At 60.8% G+C, this 16523-nt stretch carries 14 protein-coding genes; 5 read left to right on the plus strand and 9 right to left on the minus strand.

Features of this window, described 5'->3' with window-relative positions:
• Positions 1–6 precede the first annotated feature (6 nt).
• A complete protein-coding gene (locus AC07V4_RS23330; RefSeq protein WP_492638230.1) occupies positions 7–768 on the plus strand; it encodes a YdcF family protein in 762 nt (253 codons plus the stop codon).
• 123 nt (positions 769–891) lie between these two features.
• On the opposite strand, the gene lnt is transcribed toward AC07V4_RS23330, so the two are convergent.
• The 5 genes from lnt to miaB form a co-directional block, all read right to left on the minus strand.
• The gene (gene lnt / locus AC07V4_RS23335) at positions 892–2415 is read right to left on the minus strand and encodes an apolipoprotein N-acyltransferase (protein ID WP_492638229.1); all 1524 of its coding nucleotides are present in this window, start codon (positions 2413–2415) and stop codon (positions 892–894) included.
• An 8-nt stretch (positions 2416–2423) separates the two neighbouring features.
• Positions 2424–3263 (minus strand): CorC family transporter, encoded by an 840-nt coding sequence (locus AC07V4_RS23340; protein WP_017735641.1) that lies wholly within the window; start codon positions 3261–3263, stop codon positions 2424–2426.
• A 42-nt stretch (positions 3264–3305) separates the two neighbouring features.
• A complete protein-coding gene (ybeY, locus tag AC07V4_RS23345; protein WP_492638228.1) occupies positions 3306–3764 on the minus strand; it encodes an rRNA maturation RNase YbeY in 459 nt (152 codons plus the stop codon).
• Complete coding sequence (locus AC07V4_RS23350) at positions 3757–4761, minus strand: PhoH family protein (RefSeq protein WP_492638227.1); 1005 nt, start codon at positions 4759–4761, stop codon at positions 3757–3759. Before AC07V4_RS23350 ends, ybeY begins: the two co-directional genes overlap by 8 nt.
• 218 nt (positions 4762–4979) lie before the next feature.
• Complete coding sequence (gene miaB, locus AC07V4_RS23355; protein WP_492638226.1) at positions 4980–6308, minus strand: tRNA (N6-isopentenyl adenosine(37)-C2)-methylthiotransferase MiaB; 1329 nt, start codon at positions 6306–6308, stop codon at positions 4980–4982.
• Positions 6309–6439: 131 nt separating this feature from the next.
• On the opposite strand from miaB, the gene AC07V4_RS23360 reads away from it, so the two are divergent.
• Positions 6440–6766: a DUF1820 family protein gene (locus AC07V4_RS23360; RefSeq protein ID WP_003236992.1), complete on the plus strand. Its 327-nt coding sequence runs from the start codon at positions 6440–6442 to the stop codon at positions 6764–6766.
• Positions 6767–6894: 128 nt separating this feature from the next.
• Here the strand turns inward: AC07V4_RS23360 and AC07V4_RS23365 are convergent, their stop codons facing one another.
• The 4 genes from AC07V4_RS23365 to AC07V4_RS23380 all read right to left on the minus strand — a co-directional run bounded on the left by AC07V4_RS23365 (position 6895) and on the right by AC07V4_RS23380 (position 10429).
• A complete protein-coding gene (locus AC07V4_RS23365; protein ID WP_123717431.1) occupies positions 6895–7449 on the minus strand; it encodes a tetratricopeptide repeat protein in 555 nt (184 codons plus the stop codon).
• Between the two features lie 225 nt (positions 7450–7674).
• Positions 7675–8958 (minus strand): glutamate-1-semialdehyde 2,1-aminomutase, encoded by a 1284-nt coding sequence (gene hemL / locus AC07V4_RS23370; protein ID WP_492638225.1) that lies wholly within the window; start codon positions 8956–8958, stop codon positions 7675–7677.
• A gap of 17 nt (positions 8959–8975) precedes the next feature.
• On the minus strand, positions 8976–9599 hold the full coding sequence (gene thiE / locus AC07V4_RS23375; RefSeq protein WP_431753563.1) for a thiamine phosphate synthase: 624 nt from the start codon (positions 9597–9599) through the stop codon (positions 8976–8978).
• 32 nt (positions 9600–9631) lie between these two features.
• The gene (locus tag AC07V4_RS23380; RefSeq protein ID WP_492638224.1) at positions 9632–10429 is read right to left on the minus strand and encodes a hydroxymethylpyrimidine/phosphomethylpyrimidine kinase; all 798 of its coding nucleotides are present in this window, start codon (positions 10427–10429) and stop codon (positions 9632–9634) included.
• 275 nt (positions 10430–10704) lie between these two features.
• Between AC07V4_RS23380 and AC07V4_RS23385 the strand changes: the two genes are divergently transcribed.
• The 3 genes from AC07V4_RS23385 to amn all read left to right on the plus strand — a co-directional run bounded on the left by AC07V4_RS23385 (position 10705) and on the right by amn (position 16465).
• Positions 10705–13086, plus strand: a complete 2382-nt coding sequence (locus tag AC07V4_RS23385; RefSeq protein WP_492638223.1) for a hybrid sensor histidine kinase/response regulator — start codon at positions 10705–10707, stop codon at positions 13084–13086.
• A gap of 69 nt (positions 13087–13155) precedes the next feature.
• Entirely contained in the window at positions 13156–14811 is a 1656-nt protein-coding gene (locus AC07V4_RS23390) for an acyl-CoA dehydrogenase family protein (protein WP_492638222.1), read from the plus strand.
• A 154-nt stretch (positions 14812–14965) separates the two neighbouring features.
• A complete protein-coding gene (amn, locus tag AC07V4_RS23395) occupies positions 14966–16465 on the plus strand; it encodes an AMP nucleosidase (protein ID WP_492638221.1) in 1500 nt (499 codons plus the stop codon).
• Positions 16466–16523 lie beyond the last annotated feature (58 nt).

A 16523-nucleotide genomic window follows, 5' to 3' on the forward strand; every position in this document is an offset into this window, starting at 1 on the left:
TGCCCGATGCCTTTTCGTTATTTCATCAAACAATTATTGCTGCCGCCCGGCATTTTTTTGCTGCTGCTGGCGTTTGCCTGGTGGATTCGTCGCAGTCGCCCACGCCTGGCCGGGTTCTGCTTTGCCCTGGGGTTGGGGGGCATGTGGCTGATGAGCCTGCCAGTGATGGTGCAGTGGGGCGCACATGTATTAGAAACCGAGCCACCCTTGGCTCGCGAAGAGTGGGCAAACCTGGCTCAACGGGCCGATGCGATTGTGGTACTGGGCTCTGGACGTGAACGTGGTGACCCCGCGTGGGGCACTGATCAGCCCACAGGTATTGGCCTTGAGCGCCAGCGTTACGCCGCACGGTTGGCCAAGGCGTCGGGGTTGCCGGTGTTGACCAGCGGCGGCTTGCACTACGGCACGCCGCCCAGTGAGGCAGAGTTGATGGCCGTGTCGATGCAAGATGACTTTGGCGTTACCGTGCGCTGGAAGGAAGAACACAGCCGCACTACATGGGAAAACGCGCAGATGAGTGCGCAGATGTTATTGCCTGAGGGCATCAAGCGCGTCGTGGTGGTGACCCAGGCCTGGCACATGCCGCGTTCGGTCTGGAGCTTTGAAAAGGCGGGCTTCACCGTGGTGCCGGCGCCCGTGGGTTTCCTGGGCGTGGACAACGCCCGACCGCTGGGCGGTTGGATGCCGGAGTTCGTGTCGGTATGGCGCAGCGGGCAGTTGATCAATGAAGCGGTGGGGCAGATAGGCTACCGGTTGTTCTACCGATAACACCGCAAATCCAAATGTGGGAGCTGGCTTGCCTGCGATAGCGGACTGCCAGCCGGCACCTTTGCTAGCTGACCCACCGCTATCGCAGGCAAGCCAGCTCCCACATTGCTAGGTGTATGTCGGTCAGACGGTTTTGGCCATCCGACCCGCCAGCAGCGCCCAGCCAAGCAACAGCACACACACAATGATCAACGGCCATGAGCGCCATTGCAGGTAAGGCGTCAGGTTGTGCATCGGCACCACGTCACCGTAGAGAATGCCGCGCTCGAACTGCGGGATCTGCGCGGTGATCTGCCCGAATGGGTTGATCAGGCCGGTCACGCCGTTATTGGTGGCACGGATCATCCAGCGACCGGCCTCCAGGGCACGCATCTGCGCCATTTGCAGGTGTTGCAGTGGGCCAATGGAGCGGCCGAACCAGGTGTCGTTGCTGATGGTCAGCAGCAGGTCGCTCTGGGCCGAGAGGCCGGCGGCGAATTCCGGGTACACCACTTCATAGCAGATGAACGGCGCAATCTGGTAGCCCTTGGCCTGAAGCATGGCCTGGTCAGAGGGGCCGCGGGCGAAGTCCGACATGGGCAGGTCGAAGAAGGCAATCAGTCCGCGCAGCATGTCTTGCAGTGGCACGTACTCGCCGAACGGCACCAGCTTTTGCTTGAGGTAAGTGCCGTCGCCTTCACCCACGACGGTGATGCCGTTGAAGTAGCGCTTCTCGTGGTGCACTTCCTGGCGAATCGGCACGCCGGTGATCAGCGCGGAATTACGGTCTGCGGCGAACTTGCCCATCATCCCCAGGTAGCCCTCGACAGACTCCTTGAGCACCGGTACAGCGGTTTCCGGCCATACCAGCAGGTCGGCTCGCTTGGAGCTGAAGCTCATATCGCGGTACAGCGCCAACTGCGCATTGAGCTGTTCAGGGTCCCACTTCATGCTTTGTTCGACGTTGCCCTGGATCGCGGCCACGCTCAGTGGCGCTCCGGATGGGCTGGTCCAGGCATGGTGCTTGAGGGCCAGGCCGATGGCCCACGGTGCAACCAGCAGTATGAGACCTGCGCCGATAAAGGCATTGCGCTTGCTCGCCAGCAGGCGCGGCAGGTTGCACAGCAGGGCCGCCGTCAGCGCCAGGGCAAAGGAAATCAGCCACATGCCGCCTAGTGGCGCGAGGCCGGTGAGCGGCCCGTCAAGCTGGCTGTAGCCGGAGTACAGCCACGGGAAGCCGGTGAGGAACCAGCCGCGGAAGGCTTCCTGGCCGACCCATAACGCAGCAAAGGTCAGGGCATCCGCCAGCGGTGCCTCATTGCGGCGCAGCCAGCGTGCCCATAGCCAGGCGGGCAGGGCGAAGAACCAGGCAATGGCGGCGGTAAACAGCAGCATCAGGAAACCGGCCAGCAGCACCGAAGCGCCGCCGAAATGATGGATGCTGTAGTAGATCCAGCTAGTGCCGGCGCCAAACAGGCCGAAACCGAAACACCAGCCACGGCCCAGGGCCTGGCGTGGCGTCAGCTCCCTCAACCCGACATAGAACAGTCCGACCGCCACCAATGCGAACGGCCACAGATCGAACGGCGCCAGCGCCAGGGTAGTGATGGCGCCGGCCACCACGGCCAGCAAGTTACCGGGCCAGCCGGGTGCGATCAGACGGCGCATTTCAGTCCTTAACGGGCAATAGGAGTCAGGCGAATCAGGTGAATCCGGCGGCTATCGGCATTCAGGATGCGGAAGCGATAAGCGCCGATTTCGGTGGTTTCGTTACGCTTTGGCAGATGCCCAAACGCATTCATCACCAGGCCACCCACTGTGTCGAACTCATCGTCGGAGAATTCGCTGTCGAAGAACTCGTTGAAGTTCTCGATCGGCGTCAGCGCCTTGATCAGGAAGTCGCCGCTGGGCAGGGGCTTGATGTAGCTGTCTTCTTCGACATCGTGCTCGTCTTCGATATCGCCGACGATCTGTTCCAGCACGTCTTCGATAGTCACCAGACCAGCCACGCCGCCGTATTCGTCGATCACAATGGCCATGTGATTGTGGTTGGCGCGGAACTCGCGCAGCAGCACGTTCAGGCGCTTGGATTCAGGCACGAAGGTGGCTGGACGCAGTAGGTCCTTGATGTTGAAGTTGTCGCCGTTCTCCTTGAGGATCAACGGCAGCAGGTCCTTGGCCAGCAGGACACCCATGACGTCGTCATGGCTTTCACCGATCACCGGGTAGCGCGAGTGCGCCGAGTCGATCACGGCCGGGAGGAATTCCCGCGGGGTCTGGGTCGCCTTGATGCTGATCATCTGCGAGCGCGGGACCATGATGTCCCGTACTTGCAGGTCAGCCACCTGGATGGCGCCTTCGACGATGGCCAGCGCTTCGCTGTCCAGCAACTTGTTCTGATGGGCCTCGCGCAGCAGCTCCAGCAGCTCCTGGCGGTTTTTCGGCTCGTGGGCAAAAGCCTGGGTCAGTTTACCCAGCCATGACTTCTGCCCGTTGCTCGATCGGTCTTCGCTCATAGCGATTACTCTGAATCCTTTGTCGTATGGGTTAAGTGTTGATCAGTTTTCGTCATCTGCATAAGGGTCAGGGTGACCCAATTCTGCAAGCAACGTTTGTTCCAGTGTTTCCATTTCCTCGGCTTCGTCATCGTCTATATGGTCGTAACCCAAGAGATGCAAGCAGCCGTGGATGACTAGATGAGCCCAATGGGCCTCAAGTTCCTTGCCTTGTTCCCGTGCTTCGCGTTCCACCACCGGCACGCAGATGACCAGATCACCCAGCAGGGGAATATCCAGTAACTCATCGGGTACGTCGGCAGGGAAGGACAGCACGTTGGTGGCGTAATCCTTTTGCCGCCAGGTGTGATTCAGTTCACGACCTTCGGGCTCATCCACCAGACGAATGGTCAGCTCCGAGTCGGCGGTACGCTGGCGCAGGGCCAGGGCACACCATTGGCGGAACTGGGCTTCGCTGGGGGCGGGCGCTTCGGTGGCCAGTTGCAGATCAAGTTCAAGCATCGCGGCGGGCGTCCTTGGACAAACCATCGTCGCGGTGTTCGAAACGCTCGTAGGCCTCGACAATGCGCTGCACCAGCGGGTGACGCACCACGTCCTTGGGCGAGAAGTGCGTGAAACTGATGCCCGGCACGTCCTTGAGCACTTCAATCACATGGCTCAAGCCCGACTTGGTGCCCTTGGGCAGGTCAACCTGGGTAATGTCGCCGGTGATAATGGCCGTGGAGCCAAATCCGATGCGGGTCAGGAACATCTTCATCTGCTCGACCGTAGTGTTCTGGCTTTCGTCGAGGATGATGAAACTGTTACTCAAGGTGCGGCCGCGCATGTAGGCCAGCGGGGCGATCTCGATCACCTGGCGCTCGATCAACTTGGCGACGTATTCGAAACCGAGCATCTCGTACAGCGCGTCGTAGAGCGGGCGCAGGTACGGGTCGATTTTCTGTGCGAGGTCGCCGGGCAGGAAACCGAGCTTTTCGCCCGCCTCGACCGCCGGGCGCACCAGCAGGATGCGGCGCACTTGCTCGCGCTCAAGGGCATCCACTGCACAGGCCACGGCCAGGTAGGTCTTGCCGGTACCGGCGGGGCCGATGCCGAAATTGATATCGTTACCCAGGATTGCCTTGACGTACTTCTGCTGATTCAAGCCCTTTGGGCGAATCATGCCTTTTTTGGTACGCAGGGCCACGCTGGCTTCAGCGACTGGGTTGTTGGCCAAGTCTTCCACAGCCGATTCCTGCAAATACAGGTGCACGGTTTCTGGCGACAGCTCACTACCCTTGGTTTCGCGGTAGAGACGGCGCAGCAGGTTTTCTGCAGATTTGGTGTGCGGGGCTTCACCAATGAGCTCGAACTGATTGCCGCGGTTGCGGATCTCGATGCTCAGGCGTTGTTCGATCAGGCGCAGGTGCTCGTCGAACTGTCCGCACAGGTTGGCGAAACGGCGAGCCTCAAAGGGCTCGAGGAGAAAACGATGGGGTTCTGCTATGGGTGCGTTCAAGGTTGCTTTTAGCCGCCCTTTGGCTGTTTAGGTGAAATAGAGGATAACGCCAGTGGCGCGGGTACGAAAGCACTTACGTCATTGGAATGTTGCACGATTCTCATGTGGGAGCGGGCTTGCTCGCGAAGGCGGTGTGTCAGCAGCAGGTATGTTGACTGATCCACCGCATTCGCGAGCAAGCCCGCTCCCACATTTTGATCTTCATCAGGTCAACAAGATCAGTTGATCAATGACCCGCGCAACGAGTGCGGTTGCGCCGCATCGATGTGCACGTCGGCGAACTGGCCGATCAGGGTTGGATTGTCGCAGCGGAAGTTGACGATTCGGTTGTTCTCGGTACGGCCCTGCAGCTCGCCCGGGTCTTTTTTCGAGTAGTCGGTGACCAGGATGCGCTGGATCGAACCGACCATTTGTCGGCTGATCTCGAAGCCTTGCTGGTTCAGTCGGTGCTGCAGCATGTTCAAACGTTCTTTTTTCAGCGCTTCCGGGGTGTCATCCGCCAAGTCGGCGGCCGGAGTGCCAGGGCGCTGGCTGTAGACGAACGAGTAGGAGAAGTCGAAACCGACGTCTTCGATCAGCTTCATGGTCTGCTCGAAGTCTTTTTCGGTCTCGCCGGGGAAACCGACGATAAAGTCCGAACTGATGCAGATGCCCGGCACCGCCGCACGTAGTTTGCGCAGTTTGGATTTGTATTCCAGGGCGGTGTGGTTGCGCTTCATCGCCGACAGAATACGGTCCGAACCCGATTGCACTGGCAAGTGCAGATGCTTGACCAGTTCCGGCACTTCGGCGTGAGCCTGGATCAGGCTGTCGGAGAACTCCAGCGGATGGGACGTGGTGTAGCGGATGCGCTCAATGCCGTCCACCGCAGCCACCACGCGGATCAGCTCCGCCAGGTCGGCCAGGCGCCCGTCGTGGGTCTGGCCGCGATAGCCGTTGACGTTCTGGCCGAGCAGGGTCACTTCGCGCACGCCGTTTTCGGCCAAGTGGATGATTTCCGACAGTACGTCGTCAAACGGCCGGCTGACTTCTTCGCCACGGGTGTAGGGCACCACGCAGAAGGTGCAGTATTTGCTGCAGCCTTCCATCACCGACACATAGGCACTTGGCCCGTCGATACGTGGCTCTGGCAAGTGGTCGAATTTTTCGATTTCGGGGAACGAGACGTCTACCTGCGGCAGCTTGGTAACGCGGGCAGCGTCGATCATTTCCGGCAGGCGGTGCAGGGTCTGCGGGCCGAACACCACGTCGACATACGGTGCGCGGTCGCGGATCGCGGCACCTTCCTGGCTGGCCACGCAACCGCCGACGGCGATCACCATCTCCGGGTTGGCCAGTTTCAATTCGCGCCAGCGGCCTAGCTGGGAGTACACACGGTCCTGGGCCCGCTCGCGGATCGAGCAGGTATTGAGCAGGATCACGTCGGCATCTTCGGCGCGGGCAGTGACTTCCAGGGCCTGGTGTTCGCCCAGCAGATCGACCATGCGCGAGCTGTCGTACTCGTTCATCTGGCAACCGTGGGTTTCGATGTAAAGCTTCTTGGCCATGGGAATCGTCAACTGGTGGTAAAGAACCGCGCATTATAGGGGGCATGCCCATTGGTTCCTAGCGTTGTGCATCGGGTGCCATGCTATAGTTCGCGCCCTCTTTTATATCCCCGATGTGTTGTTCGCCCACCATGACCAAACGTGAAGCTCCAATCTACAAGGTGATTTTCCTCAACCAGGGCCAGGTGTTCGAGATGTACGCCAAGCAGATCTATCAAAGTGATCTGTGGGGCTTCCTGGAAGTGGAAGAGTTCGTCTTTGGCGAGCGCACCCAGTTGGTCGTCGACCCGGGCGAAGAAAAGCTCAAGGCGCAGTTTGAGGGCGTAGTGCGCAGCTTTGTGCCGATGCATTCGATCGTGCGCATCGACGAAGTGGAACGCCTGGGCACGCCGAAGATCAGCGAGGCGCGGGGCGTGAGCAATGTCATGCCGTTTCCGATGCCGATGCCTGAGAAGTAAGGCTTCAGACCGCGTCGACCCTATCGCAGGCAAGCCAGCTCCCACATTCGACGGCATTCCAAAGTTGGAGTTCGTTCAAGTGTGGGAGCTGGCTTGCCTGCGATAGCGGTAGAAGGGTTTAGCTGAAGTCAGGGCAGGGGTGAGAACGGCGAGCGCCCATCGGCACTCTGCAGTTCCTGCAAGTAATTGCGGAAGATCTGGCCCAGCACTTGGGTGGCCACTTCCAGTTCATCGCGCTGCATGTGCTCGGCGACTTCGTCGGCGGTGTCCAGCGCGTCTTCGGCGCCGTTGACCGCGGCCATTTTCAGCACGATATACGCCTGCACGTTATTGGCCGGTACGCCTTCGCCTTTGAAGAACATATTGCCCAGCTGGAATTGCGCCTGGGCGTGACCCTGCAGCGAGGCTTTTTCGAAATAGCTCAAGGCCAGGTTGAGATCGCGAGCGGGGTTCTTGCTGTCGTGGTAGTACTCGCCCAACTCGTATTGCGCCTGCGCATCACCGCCATCGGCCTGTTTCTGGCACGCGCTCAGGGCTTCGGCCTGGCTGTCTGGCTGTGTATTGAGGGTGCAACGACCCATCGCTGGGATTAACAACGAGTTGCCGCCTGCTTGGGCATGTGCCAGCAGCGGCTGAAGGAGCAACAGGCAGCCCAGTACCAGGGTGCGGCCGGTGCGTTTCATGGGAATCGACTTACCTCTGACGGGGCGCGCGGACCCTCGGGGAGTCCAATGAGCGCGCATTATGAAATAAGCAGGCCTCTGCTTACAAAGTCTTTACTCGATTTTCTGCTGCGTGGGCAAGTTATCTGCCGGATTGCAGGTAGATTCTCGAAAAAACGAGGAAAAGTCTGTAGGTAAAGTAGTAAATCAGACGTCGCCCAGGGCGACGCCTGATCGTGGCCGCTGTTATTTCAGTGCGGCGAAGGCCCGCTCGGCAGCATCCAGCGTCAGTTTCAACTCGGCCTCACCATGGGCGATCGACGTAAAGCCGGCTTCGAACGCGCTCGGCGCCAGGTACACACCGCCTTCCAGCATCAGGTGGAAGAAGCGCTTGAACAGGTCGGCATCGCTGCCCATCACGTCATCAAAGGTGACGATATCGTCGGCACCACTGAAGTACAGGCCGAACATGCCGCCCGCTTGAGTGGTGACAAACGGGATGCCCGCCGCATCGGCGCGCTGTTGCAAGCCGTCCAGCAGGCGGGTGGTGTAGTCGGTCAGCTCGGCATGGAAGCCCGGACGGCTGATCAGGCGCAGGGTGGTCAGGCCGGCAGCCATCGCCAACGGGTTACCCGACAAGGTGCCTGCCTGGTACACCGGGCCCAGCGGTGCGATGTGTTGCATGATTTCGCGTTTGCCACCGAAGCAACCCACCGGCATGCCGCCGCCGATGATCTTGCCGAAAGTGCTCAGGTCCGGCGTAACACCATAGTAAGCCTGGGCGCCGCCGAGGGCGACACGGAAGCCGGTCATCACTTCGTCGAAAATCAGCACCACGCCGTGTTTGTCGCACTGCTCGCGCAAGCCTTCAAGGAAGCCAGGCGCCGGTGGCACGCAGTTCATGTTGCCGGCCACGGGTTCTACGATGATGCACGCCACGTCCTGGCCCACTTCATTGAGCATTTGCTCGACGGCGGCGATGTCGTTGAACGGCAGGGTCAGGGTGTGCTTGGCGAACGCTGCCGGCACACCGGCAGAGCTTGGCACGCCTTGGGTCAACAGGCCGGAGCCGGCTTTCACCAGCAGGCTGTCGGAGTGGCCGTGGTAGCAGCCTTCGAACTTGATGATGCTGTCGCGGCCGGTGAAGCCACGGGCCAGGCGGATCGCACTCATGGTGGCTTCGGTGCCGGAGCTGACCATGCGCACCATTTCCATCGACGGCACAATGCTGCACACCAGATCGGCCATCTCGGTTTCCATGGCGGTCGGCGCGCCATAAGACAGGCCGTGTTCCAGTTGCTTGCGCACCGCGTCGAGCACGTCCGGGTGGCTATGGCCGAGGATCATCGGGCCCCAGGAGCCGACGTAGTCCACATAGCGCTTGTCATCTTCGTCGGTGACGTAGGCGCCTTCGGCGTGCTTGAAGAACAGCGGCGTGCCGCCCACGCTCTTGAACGCACGCACGGGGGAGTTCACACCGCCGGGGATGTGTTTCTGGGCATTGGCAAACAGCGTTTCGGAACGGGACATGATTGGGCTCTCTGAAATCAAATCTTGAAAAGGGCGTTGAAGGCACGGGCGCGGCGTGTGACTTCCTGGGTACTGTCGGCACCAAACAGGCCGTGCACCACGGCGAGCAGGTCGGCGCCGTGGGCCACCAGCGGCTCGGCGTTTTCCAGGGTGACGCCGCCGATCACGCAGATCGGCAACTGCAATCGCGTGCGGGCCTGGGCCAGCATGTCGACGGTAGCCGCGGGTGCGCCGGGCTTGGTGTTGGAATTGAAGAAACGACCAAAAGCGACATAGCTGGCGCCTTCCTTGGCGGCCTGCTCCGCCAGCTCAATCTGGCTGTGGCAGGTGGCGCCGATGATGGCCTTGGAACCGAGCAGCGCACGGGCTGGCGTCAGCGGGCCATCGGTCTGGCCCAGGTGCACGCCGACGCCGAGGCGCGCGGCCAGTTCGGCGTCATCATTGATAATCAGCTGGGTCTTGTAGCGTGAGCACAGCTCTCGCAACTTTTCGGCCTCACGCAGGCGCCGTGCTTCGTCGCTGCTTTTGTCGCGGTATTGCAACAGGGTCACGCCGCCGTCCAACGCCGCTTCGACGTAGGCGAGGAATTTGCCGGCCAACAGTTGGCTGTCGGTAATGGCATACAGGCCACGTAGTTTCATCGGGCAGGCCTCTTGCTTTTAAGAACAGAAAGTTACGAGCAGAAATCCAGCGGCAGCCGGCGCGGCACGAACTGGCCCTGGCCGAGTTGTTCGGCGTCACGCAAGGTGCGCCAAGTGTAGTTGAGTGCCGATTGCACGGCGCTGGCCAAGCCTTCGCCCTGGGCGATCCGACCGGCCAGCGCACTGGCCAACGTGCAACCCGAACCATGATAACTGCCGGGCAAGCGCTGGCAGGTAAAGGTCTGGCGTGTACCGTCGCGGCTGTACAGGCGATTGTGTACCTCGTGCTCGTCGCCATGGCCGCCCGTGATCAGCAGGTGCTTGATATAGGGCAAAAGCTTCTCTGCGCATTCGTCCGCCGTACCATCAGGCAGCTCGGCGAGGATGCGTGCTTCAGGCAGGTTCGGCGTGGCGATCAGCGACAGCGGCAACAACCGCTCGCGCATCGCGTAGCCGACTTCGTCCTTGCCCAGGCTGCCGCCGCCGCCCGCGCGTAGCACCGGATCGCACACCACCGGTAGGTGCGGGTGCGCCTGCAGCAGTTCGACCACCGTGTCGACCATCGCGGTGGAACCGAGCATGCCCAGCTTGACCGCCGCCACCTCGGAGTCGCTGAGCACGGCATTGGCCTGGGCCAATACCCACTCACGATCGAGCACGCGGAAATCGCTGACGTTGACGGTGTTCTGCACGGTCAGGGCGGTGACGGCCGGGGCCGCATGACAGCCTTGGGCGAGCAGGGCTTCGATATCTGCCTGCAAGCCGGCGCCACCACTGGGGTCGTGGCCGGAGAGACAGAGGACAACGGGGCGAGAGCTGTAGATATTCATGGTGCGCGAGCTTACCACCAAACGCTTTTTGCGTGGCTGTTGGGCGAGGGGGGAATTTCATGCGCGAAAAGCCCTCGGAGGCGACCCAGTTGATGGCTAAAAAATCGCCGAAAGCCGCGTTCTAGAGCCTTTCAAAAAATTATTTCAATAGTGTCTAATGGCCTTTACCGGCTATGCTAGAGTGGATCGAAACAACTTACGGTATCGCCGGTATACGTCTACTCAAAAGGAATGGGGGGCTTTTGACATAACCGGACAGGCCACGCTGGGGCTCTATGCGCTATTTGCTGATCTTATTGTTGTGCGGGCTGCCGATGCTCGCCAACGCCGTCGACTTCGATCAGGAGACTCGAAGCCTGCCGCTGGGCCGGGTCATGCAAGTGCTCGAAGACCCCACTAATGCCCTCACCATTGCTGAAGTCAGCTCCCCCGCTTACGCCGCCCAATTCAAGACCCATGACAAAGCCACCCTCAATGCCGGCTATTCGCGCTCGGTGTTCTGGCTCAAAGTCGACCTGCATTACGTCGCCAAAGAACCCCGTACCTGGTTCCTGGAACTGGCCTACCCGCCGCTGAATCATCTGGATCTGTACCAGAACGACGGCACTGGCAACTACCGGCTGACCACCCGCACCGGCAGTGCATTGCCGTTTTCCAGCCGTGAGGTGCGCCAGAGCAACTACCTGTTCAAGCTCAACTTCGTGCCCGGCCAAAAGGAAACCGTGTACCTGAGGCTACAAAGCGAGGGCTCGATCCAGGCGCCGCTGACGCTCTGGTCCGGCACCGCTTATTTGGAACAGCAGCCACTGCGCCTGTATGTGCTCGGGGCCATCTATGGTGTATTGCTGGGCATGCTGGTCTACAACCTGTTCATCTACCTGAGCGTGCGTGACACCAGCTACCTCTATTACATCCTCTACATAGCTTCGTTCGGCCTGTACCAATTGTCGGTCAATGGCGTGGCCGTGGAGTATTTCTGGCCGAACGACCCGTGGTGGGCGAATGCGGTGGTGCCGTTTCTGATCGGCTCGGCGGCGCTGTTCGGCAGCCTGTTTGCGCGCAGTTTCCTGCACACCGCACAGCACAGCCGTTGGATCAACCGGATGTTGCTGGCGCTGGCTGCCTGCGGTGGGGTGGTGATGGTGCTGGCGCTGCTGACCAGCTATGCGGTGGCCTTGCGCCTGGCGACCGCTCTGGCGCTGGTGTTTACCGTGACCATCTTTGTTGCGGCCATCAAGGCCTGGTTCTGCGGCCAGCGCATGGCGCGTTATTTCATCATTGCCTGGTCGGCGTTCCTGCTGGGCGGGGTGGTCAACACCATGATGGTGCTGGGCTATCTGCCCAATATGTTCCTGACGATGTACGCCAGCCAGTTGGGCTCGGCTATCGAGGTGGCGTTGCTGTCCCTGGCGCTGGCGGACCGTATCAATGGCATGCGCGAGCAGCAGGCGAAAATCCTCTTTGACGCCAGTCAGAAGCTTGAGGTGCTCAACCAGCAACTGGCCCGCAGCAACCGTCTCAAGGATGAATTCCTCGCTACCTTGACCCACGAATTGCGCACACCGATGAATGGTGTGATCGGCTCCCTGGAACTGATGCAAACCGTGCCGCTGGACCACGACTTGGCGCAGTACCAGCAAACGGCGGCCGGTTCGGCGCGAGACATGATGCGCATGGTCAACGGCATTCTCACCCTGACCGAATTGCAAGCCGGGCGTCTTACCGCCCAACCCCAGACATTCAGCCTGCGTGGCACCCTTGATACCTTGCGCCAGCAATTCAGCGCCAGCGCCCAGAGCAAGCGCCTGGAATTCTCCATTGATGTGGCGGATGAGCTGCCGGACCGCGTGATCGGCGACGCCGGCAAACTCACTCAGTGCCTGGATTGCCTGCTGGACAATGCCTTCAAGTTCACCCACGAAGGCAGCGTGCGCCTGCGCGTGGTAGGTGTGCCTCACACGGATGGCAGCCTACGCTTGAGCTTTATCGTGACTGACACGGGAATCGGCTTTGCCTTCCTTGATGAGGCCACGCTGTACCAACGCTTCTTCCAGCTCGATGGCTCGACGACCCGAGAATATGGCGGCCTGGGTATCGGTTTGGCGATTTGCCGACAACTGATTGAACTGCTGGGTGGGCGCCTCACCCATCATTCCGAACCGCGTAAAGGCAGCCGATTCCAGTTGGAGATGGAAGTCGACGGCGTGCCACCCGAGGTAAAAACCGCACCTGAACGTCAGCGTGCCCCCCAGGATTGCGCGGTGTTATTGGTGGACGACAACAGTGTGGGCCAATTGGCGGTGCGCGGTATGTTGCTCAAGCTCGGTTACCGGGTGAAAAGCGTGGACTCCGGCCCGTCAGCCCTGGCGATCCTGCAAGACGAAACCTTCGATGCCGTGCTGCTGGATGTGCCTGAAGGTGGTTTCTCGTTGTGCTGTCAGATTCGTGCATTGCCGGGATGCGGTGAGCTGCCGGTGATCGCTCTGAGTACCTCGTTGCAGGCACCGGAGCGTGAGCGTTGTCACGGTGTTGGTGTCAGCGACCGTCTAACAAAACCGGTGCGTTTTGACGCGTTGCAGGCGGTGTTGGAGCGTCGCGTGTTGTGCGTGGTAGAGGGCGAAAGCGCCGGACATTCGGCGCGTATGCCACTTTTTTAAGCAGGTTGACGGTGCTTAACTGAAATTCAGGGCCCAACTTCACGTGGCCTTTATTCCAGGAGGCCCGTCATGAACCTGCATCAGTTCGCCGAAACCCACGACGTCACCAACCAGCCGCCTTCCCTGGACGGCACCAACCTGTACCGCATCGACTTGCCCCTGCAAGACTGGTCGCGCCGCTTTGGTGCGGGTTGGGCGCAGGCGCGGATCGATGCCTACGGTGCGCTGGCGGGTGGGCCGTTGATGGATGCCGGGTTCTTGGCGAACCAGAACAAGCCGGTGTTCAGCAGTCATGACCGTTACGGCCATCGCATCGACCTCGTGGAGTTTCACCCGGCTTATCATGAACTGATGCGCACCGCCGTCGAGCATGGCCTGCCGTCGTTGCCGTGGGCTCATCCGCAGCCCGGCGCCCATGTGGCCCGCGCCGCGATGACCTACTTGCACAGCCAGGCCGAAGCCGGCACCGGTTGCCCGCTGACCATGACCTTCGCCTGTGTGCCGGCGCTGCGCCTGCAACCGGACCTGGCGCAGACCTGGTTGCCGAAAATCCTCAGTACCCAATACGACCCGCGCAACATCGGCATCGCTCACAAGGCCGGTGCCACTATCGGCATGGCCATGACCGAGAAACAAGGCGGCACCGATGTTCGCGCCAACACCACCCGTGCCTATCCGGTGGGCGCGGGCGGCCCCGGGCAAGCCTATGAGCTGGTTGGGCACAAGTGGTTCTGCTCGGCGCCGATGTGCGATGCATTCCTGACCCTGGCCCAGACCGACAAGGGTCTCACGTGTTTCCTGCTGCCAAGGCATCGCCCGGATGACACGCGCAACGAGTTCTATATCCAACGCCTGAAAAACAAGCTCGGTAACTGCTCCAATGCCTCCAGCGAAGTGGAGTTTCGTGGCGCCCTGGCCTGGATGATCGGTGAGGAAGGTCGGGGCGTGCCGACGATCATTGAGATGGTTGCCATGACCCGATTCGATTGCATGGTCGGCTCCAGTGCCTTGATGCGCCAGGCATTGACCCAGGCCAGCCATCATTGCGCCCATCGCACGGTCGGCGGCCGCGTGCTCAGTGAACAGCCGCTGATGCAAAACGTACTGGCCGACCTGGCCCTGGAGAGCGAGGCCTCCCTGGCGCTGAGCCTACGCATGGGGCGGGCATTGGACCATCTCGATGATGAGCAGGAGGCCAAGTTCGCCCGGCTGGTGACGGCGGTGGGCAAGTATTGGATCTGCAAGCGCGCGCCGGCGATGATCAACGAAGCCGCCGAGTGCATGGGCGGTGCCGGGTATGTCGAGGACAGTATCCTGCCGCGCCTTTACCGTGAGGCACCGGTGAATTCGACGTGGGAAGGTTCCGGCAATGTGCAATGCCTGGACGTGCTGCGGGCGCTGTCCAAAGAGCCGGGCGTGCTGGAGGCGTTGTTTGTCGAACTGGGCGATGGTCATGGCGATAAGCAACTGGCGCGGCATATCGAACAGTTGAAGTCCGCGTTCATGGACACCCAGGATATCCAATACCGCGCGCGGCAACTGACCGAAGATATTGCCGTGGGCTTGCAGGCAAAGCTGCTGTTGGAGGCGGGGAGTGCGGCGGTCAGTGATGGGTTTATTGCCAGCCGCTTGGGTGAGTCATCCGGTCGAGTGTATGGCACCTTGCCGCGCGGGTTGGATGTGGAGGCGATAGTCGCAAGGTCTACACCCAATACCTCTGAATAAGTACAGTCAAATGTGGGAGGGGGCTTGCCCCCGATGGCGGCGGGTCAGCGAATAGATATGTTGACTGACCCCCTGCTATCGGGGGCAAGCCCCCTCCCACATTATTGATCTGATTCCAATCAGGTTGTTTCAGTGAGGCTGGGATACAGGCAAGATGAAGGTCTGCAAGTCAGAACACAGGATGCTTACCGTGACCGAAGCTTTTGTTGTCGTTCAAACCGCTGAAGAAGCCGTGGATCGGCTGGCGGCTCTTCATGAGCGTGCTACCGGCGCGCTCAATCAGGCCCTCAAGCAATACCTCAAGGACCGCGTCGAACCCGACGCCGAACAACGCGCGCTGTTTCGTTACCCTGAATTGCGCCTGACCTACCATTGCCACGGTGAAGTGCCACAGACCACCCGGGCTTATGCCAAGGTCCAGTTGCCGGGAACCTACAGCGTTACCGTCACCCATCCTGCGGCGTTCCGTAAGTATCTGCTGGAGCAACTGGTGCCGCTGATGCACGACTTCACCGTGACGGTGGAAGTGGGCGTCAGCCAGCAGAACATTCCATACCCCTATGTGGTGGAGCAGGGCGACGAACTGGCCGGCTCCGGCGTTACCGCTGCGACCCTTGCCCGTGTGTTCCCCAGCACCGACCTGTCCGCGGCCACCGACGGTATCGCCGATGGCCTCTACGATTGGGAAAACACTGATCCGCTCCCCCTGGCGCTGTTCGATGCGGCCCGCGTGGACTTTTCCCTGCGCCGCCTGGTGCATTACACCGGCAGCGACTGGCGCCATGTGCAGCCGTGGATCCTGCTGACCAACTACCATCGCTATGTCGACCAGTTCATCCTGCATGGCCTGGAACAACTGCGCAGCGACCCACGCTTTATCCGCATGGTGCTGCCGGGCAACGTGGTGATCGACAAAAGCATGGACCACGGCGAAGCCTCGGCCATTGCGGCGGGCGTGGTCTGGCACCGCTACCAGATGCCGGCCTATCACCTGCAGGCCGCTGACGGCCACGGCGTGACCCTGGTGAACATCGGCGTCGGCCCGTCCAACGCCAAGAACATCACCGATCACTTGGCCGTGCTGCGCCCGCATTGCTGGTTGATGATCGGCCACTGCGGCGGCCTGCGCCAATCCCAGACTATCGGCGACTACGTACTGGCCCACGCCTATATGCGTCGCGACGGGATTCTCGACCGCGTGGTACCGCCGAACATTCCGATCCCGGCCTTGGCCGAAGTGCAGTTGGCGCTTCAGCAGGCGGCGGCGAATGTCACCGGCGAGAAGGGCGAAGAGCTGAAAAAACGCCTGCGTACTGGCACCGTGCTGACCTACGACGACCGCAACTGGGAACTGCGCTGGGCCCAGGAACGGCCGCTGATCAATCTGTCCCGCGCCGTGGCCGTGGACATGGAAAGCGGCACCATCGCTGCCCAAGGCTACCGCTTGCGCGTGCCTTACGGCACCTTGCTGTGTGTATCGGATAAGCCACTGCACAGTGAGATCAAGCTGCCCGGTTCGGCCAACGCATTTTATGAGCGTGCGGTCAGCCAGCACTTGAAGATCGGCATCGAGGCCGTGGATTTGCTACGCACCGAACTCAACTCGCTGCACTCGCGCAAACTGCGCAGTTTCGACGAGCCGCCGTTCCGCTAAGCGGTTGGGATGGTCATTTAGCGGTCAGGCCACTAGCATTGTCGGTCCTGACCGTTAG

This window comes from Pseudomonas sp. GW821-FHT03A09, assembly GCF_059421065.1.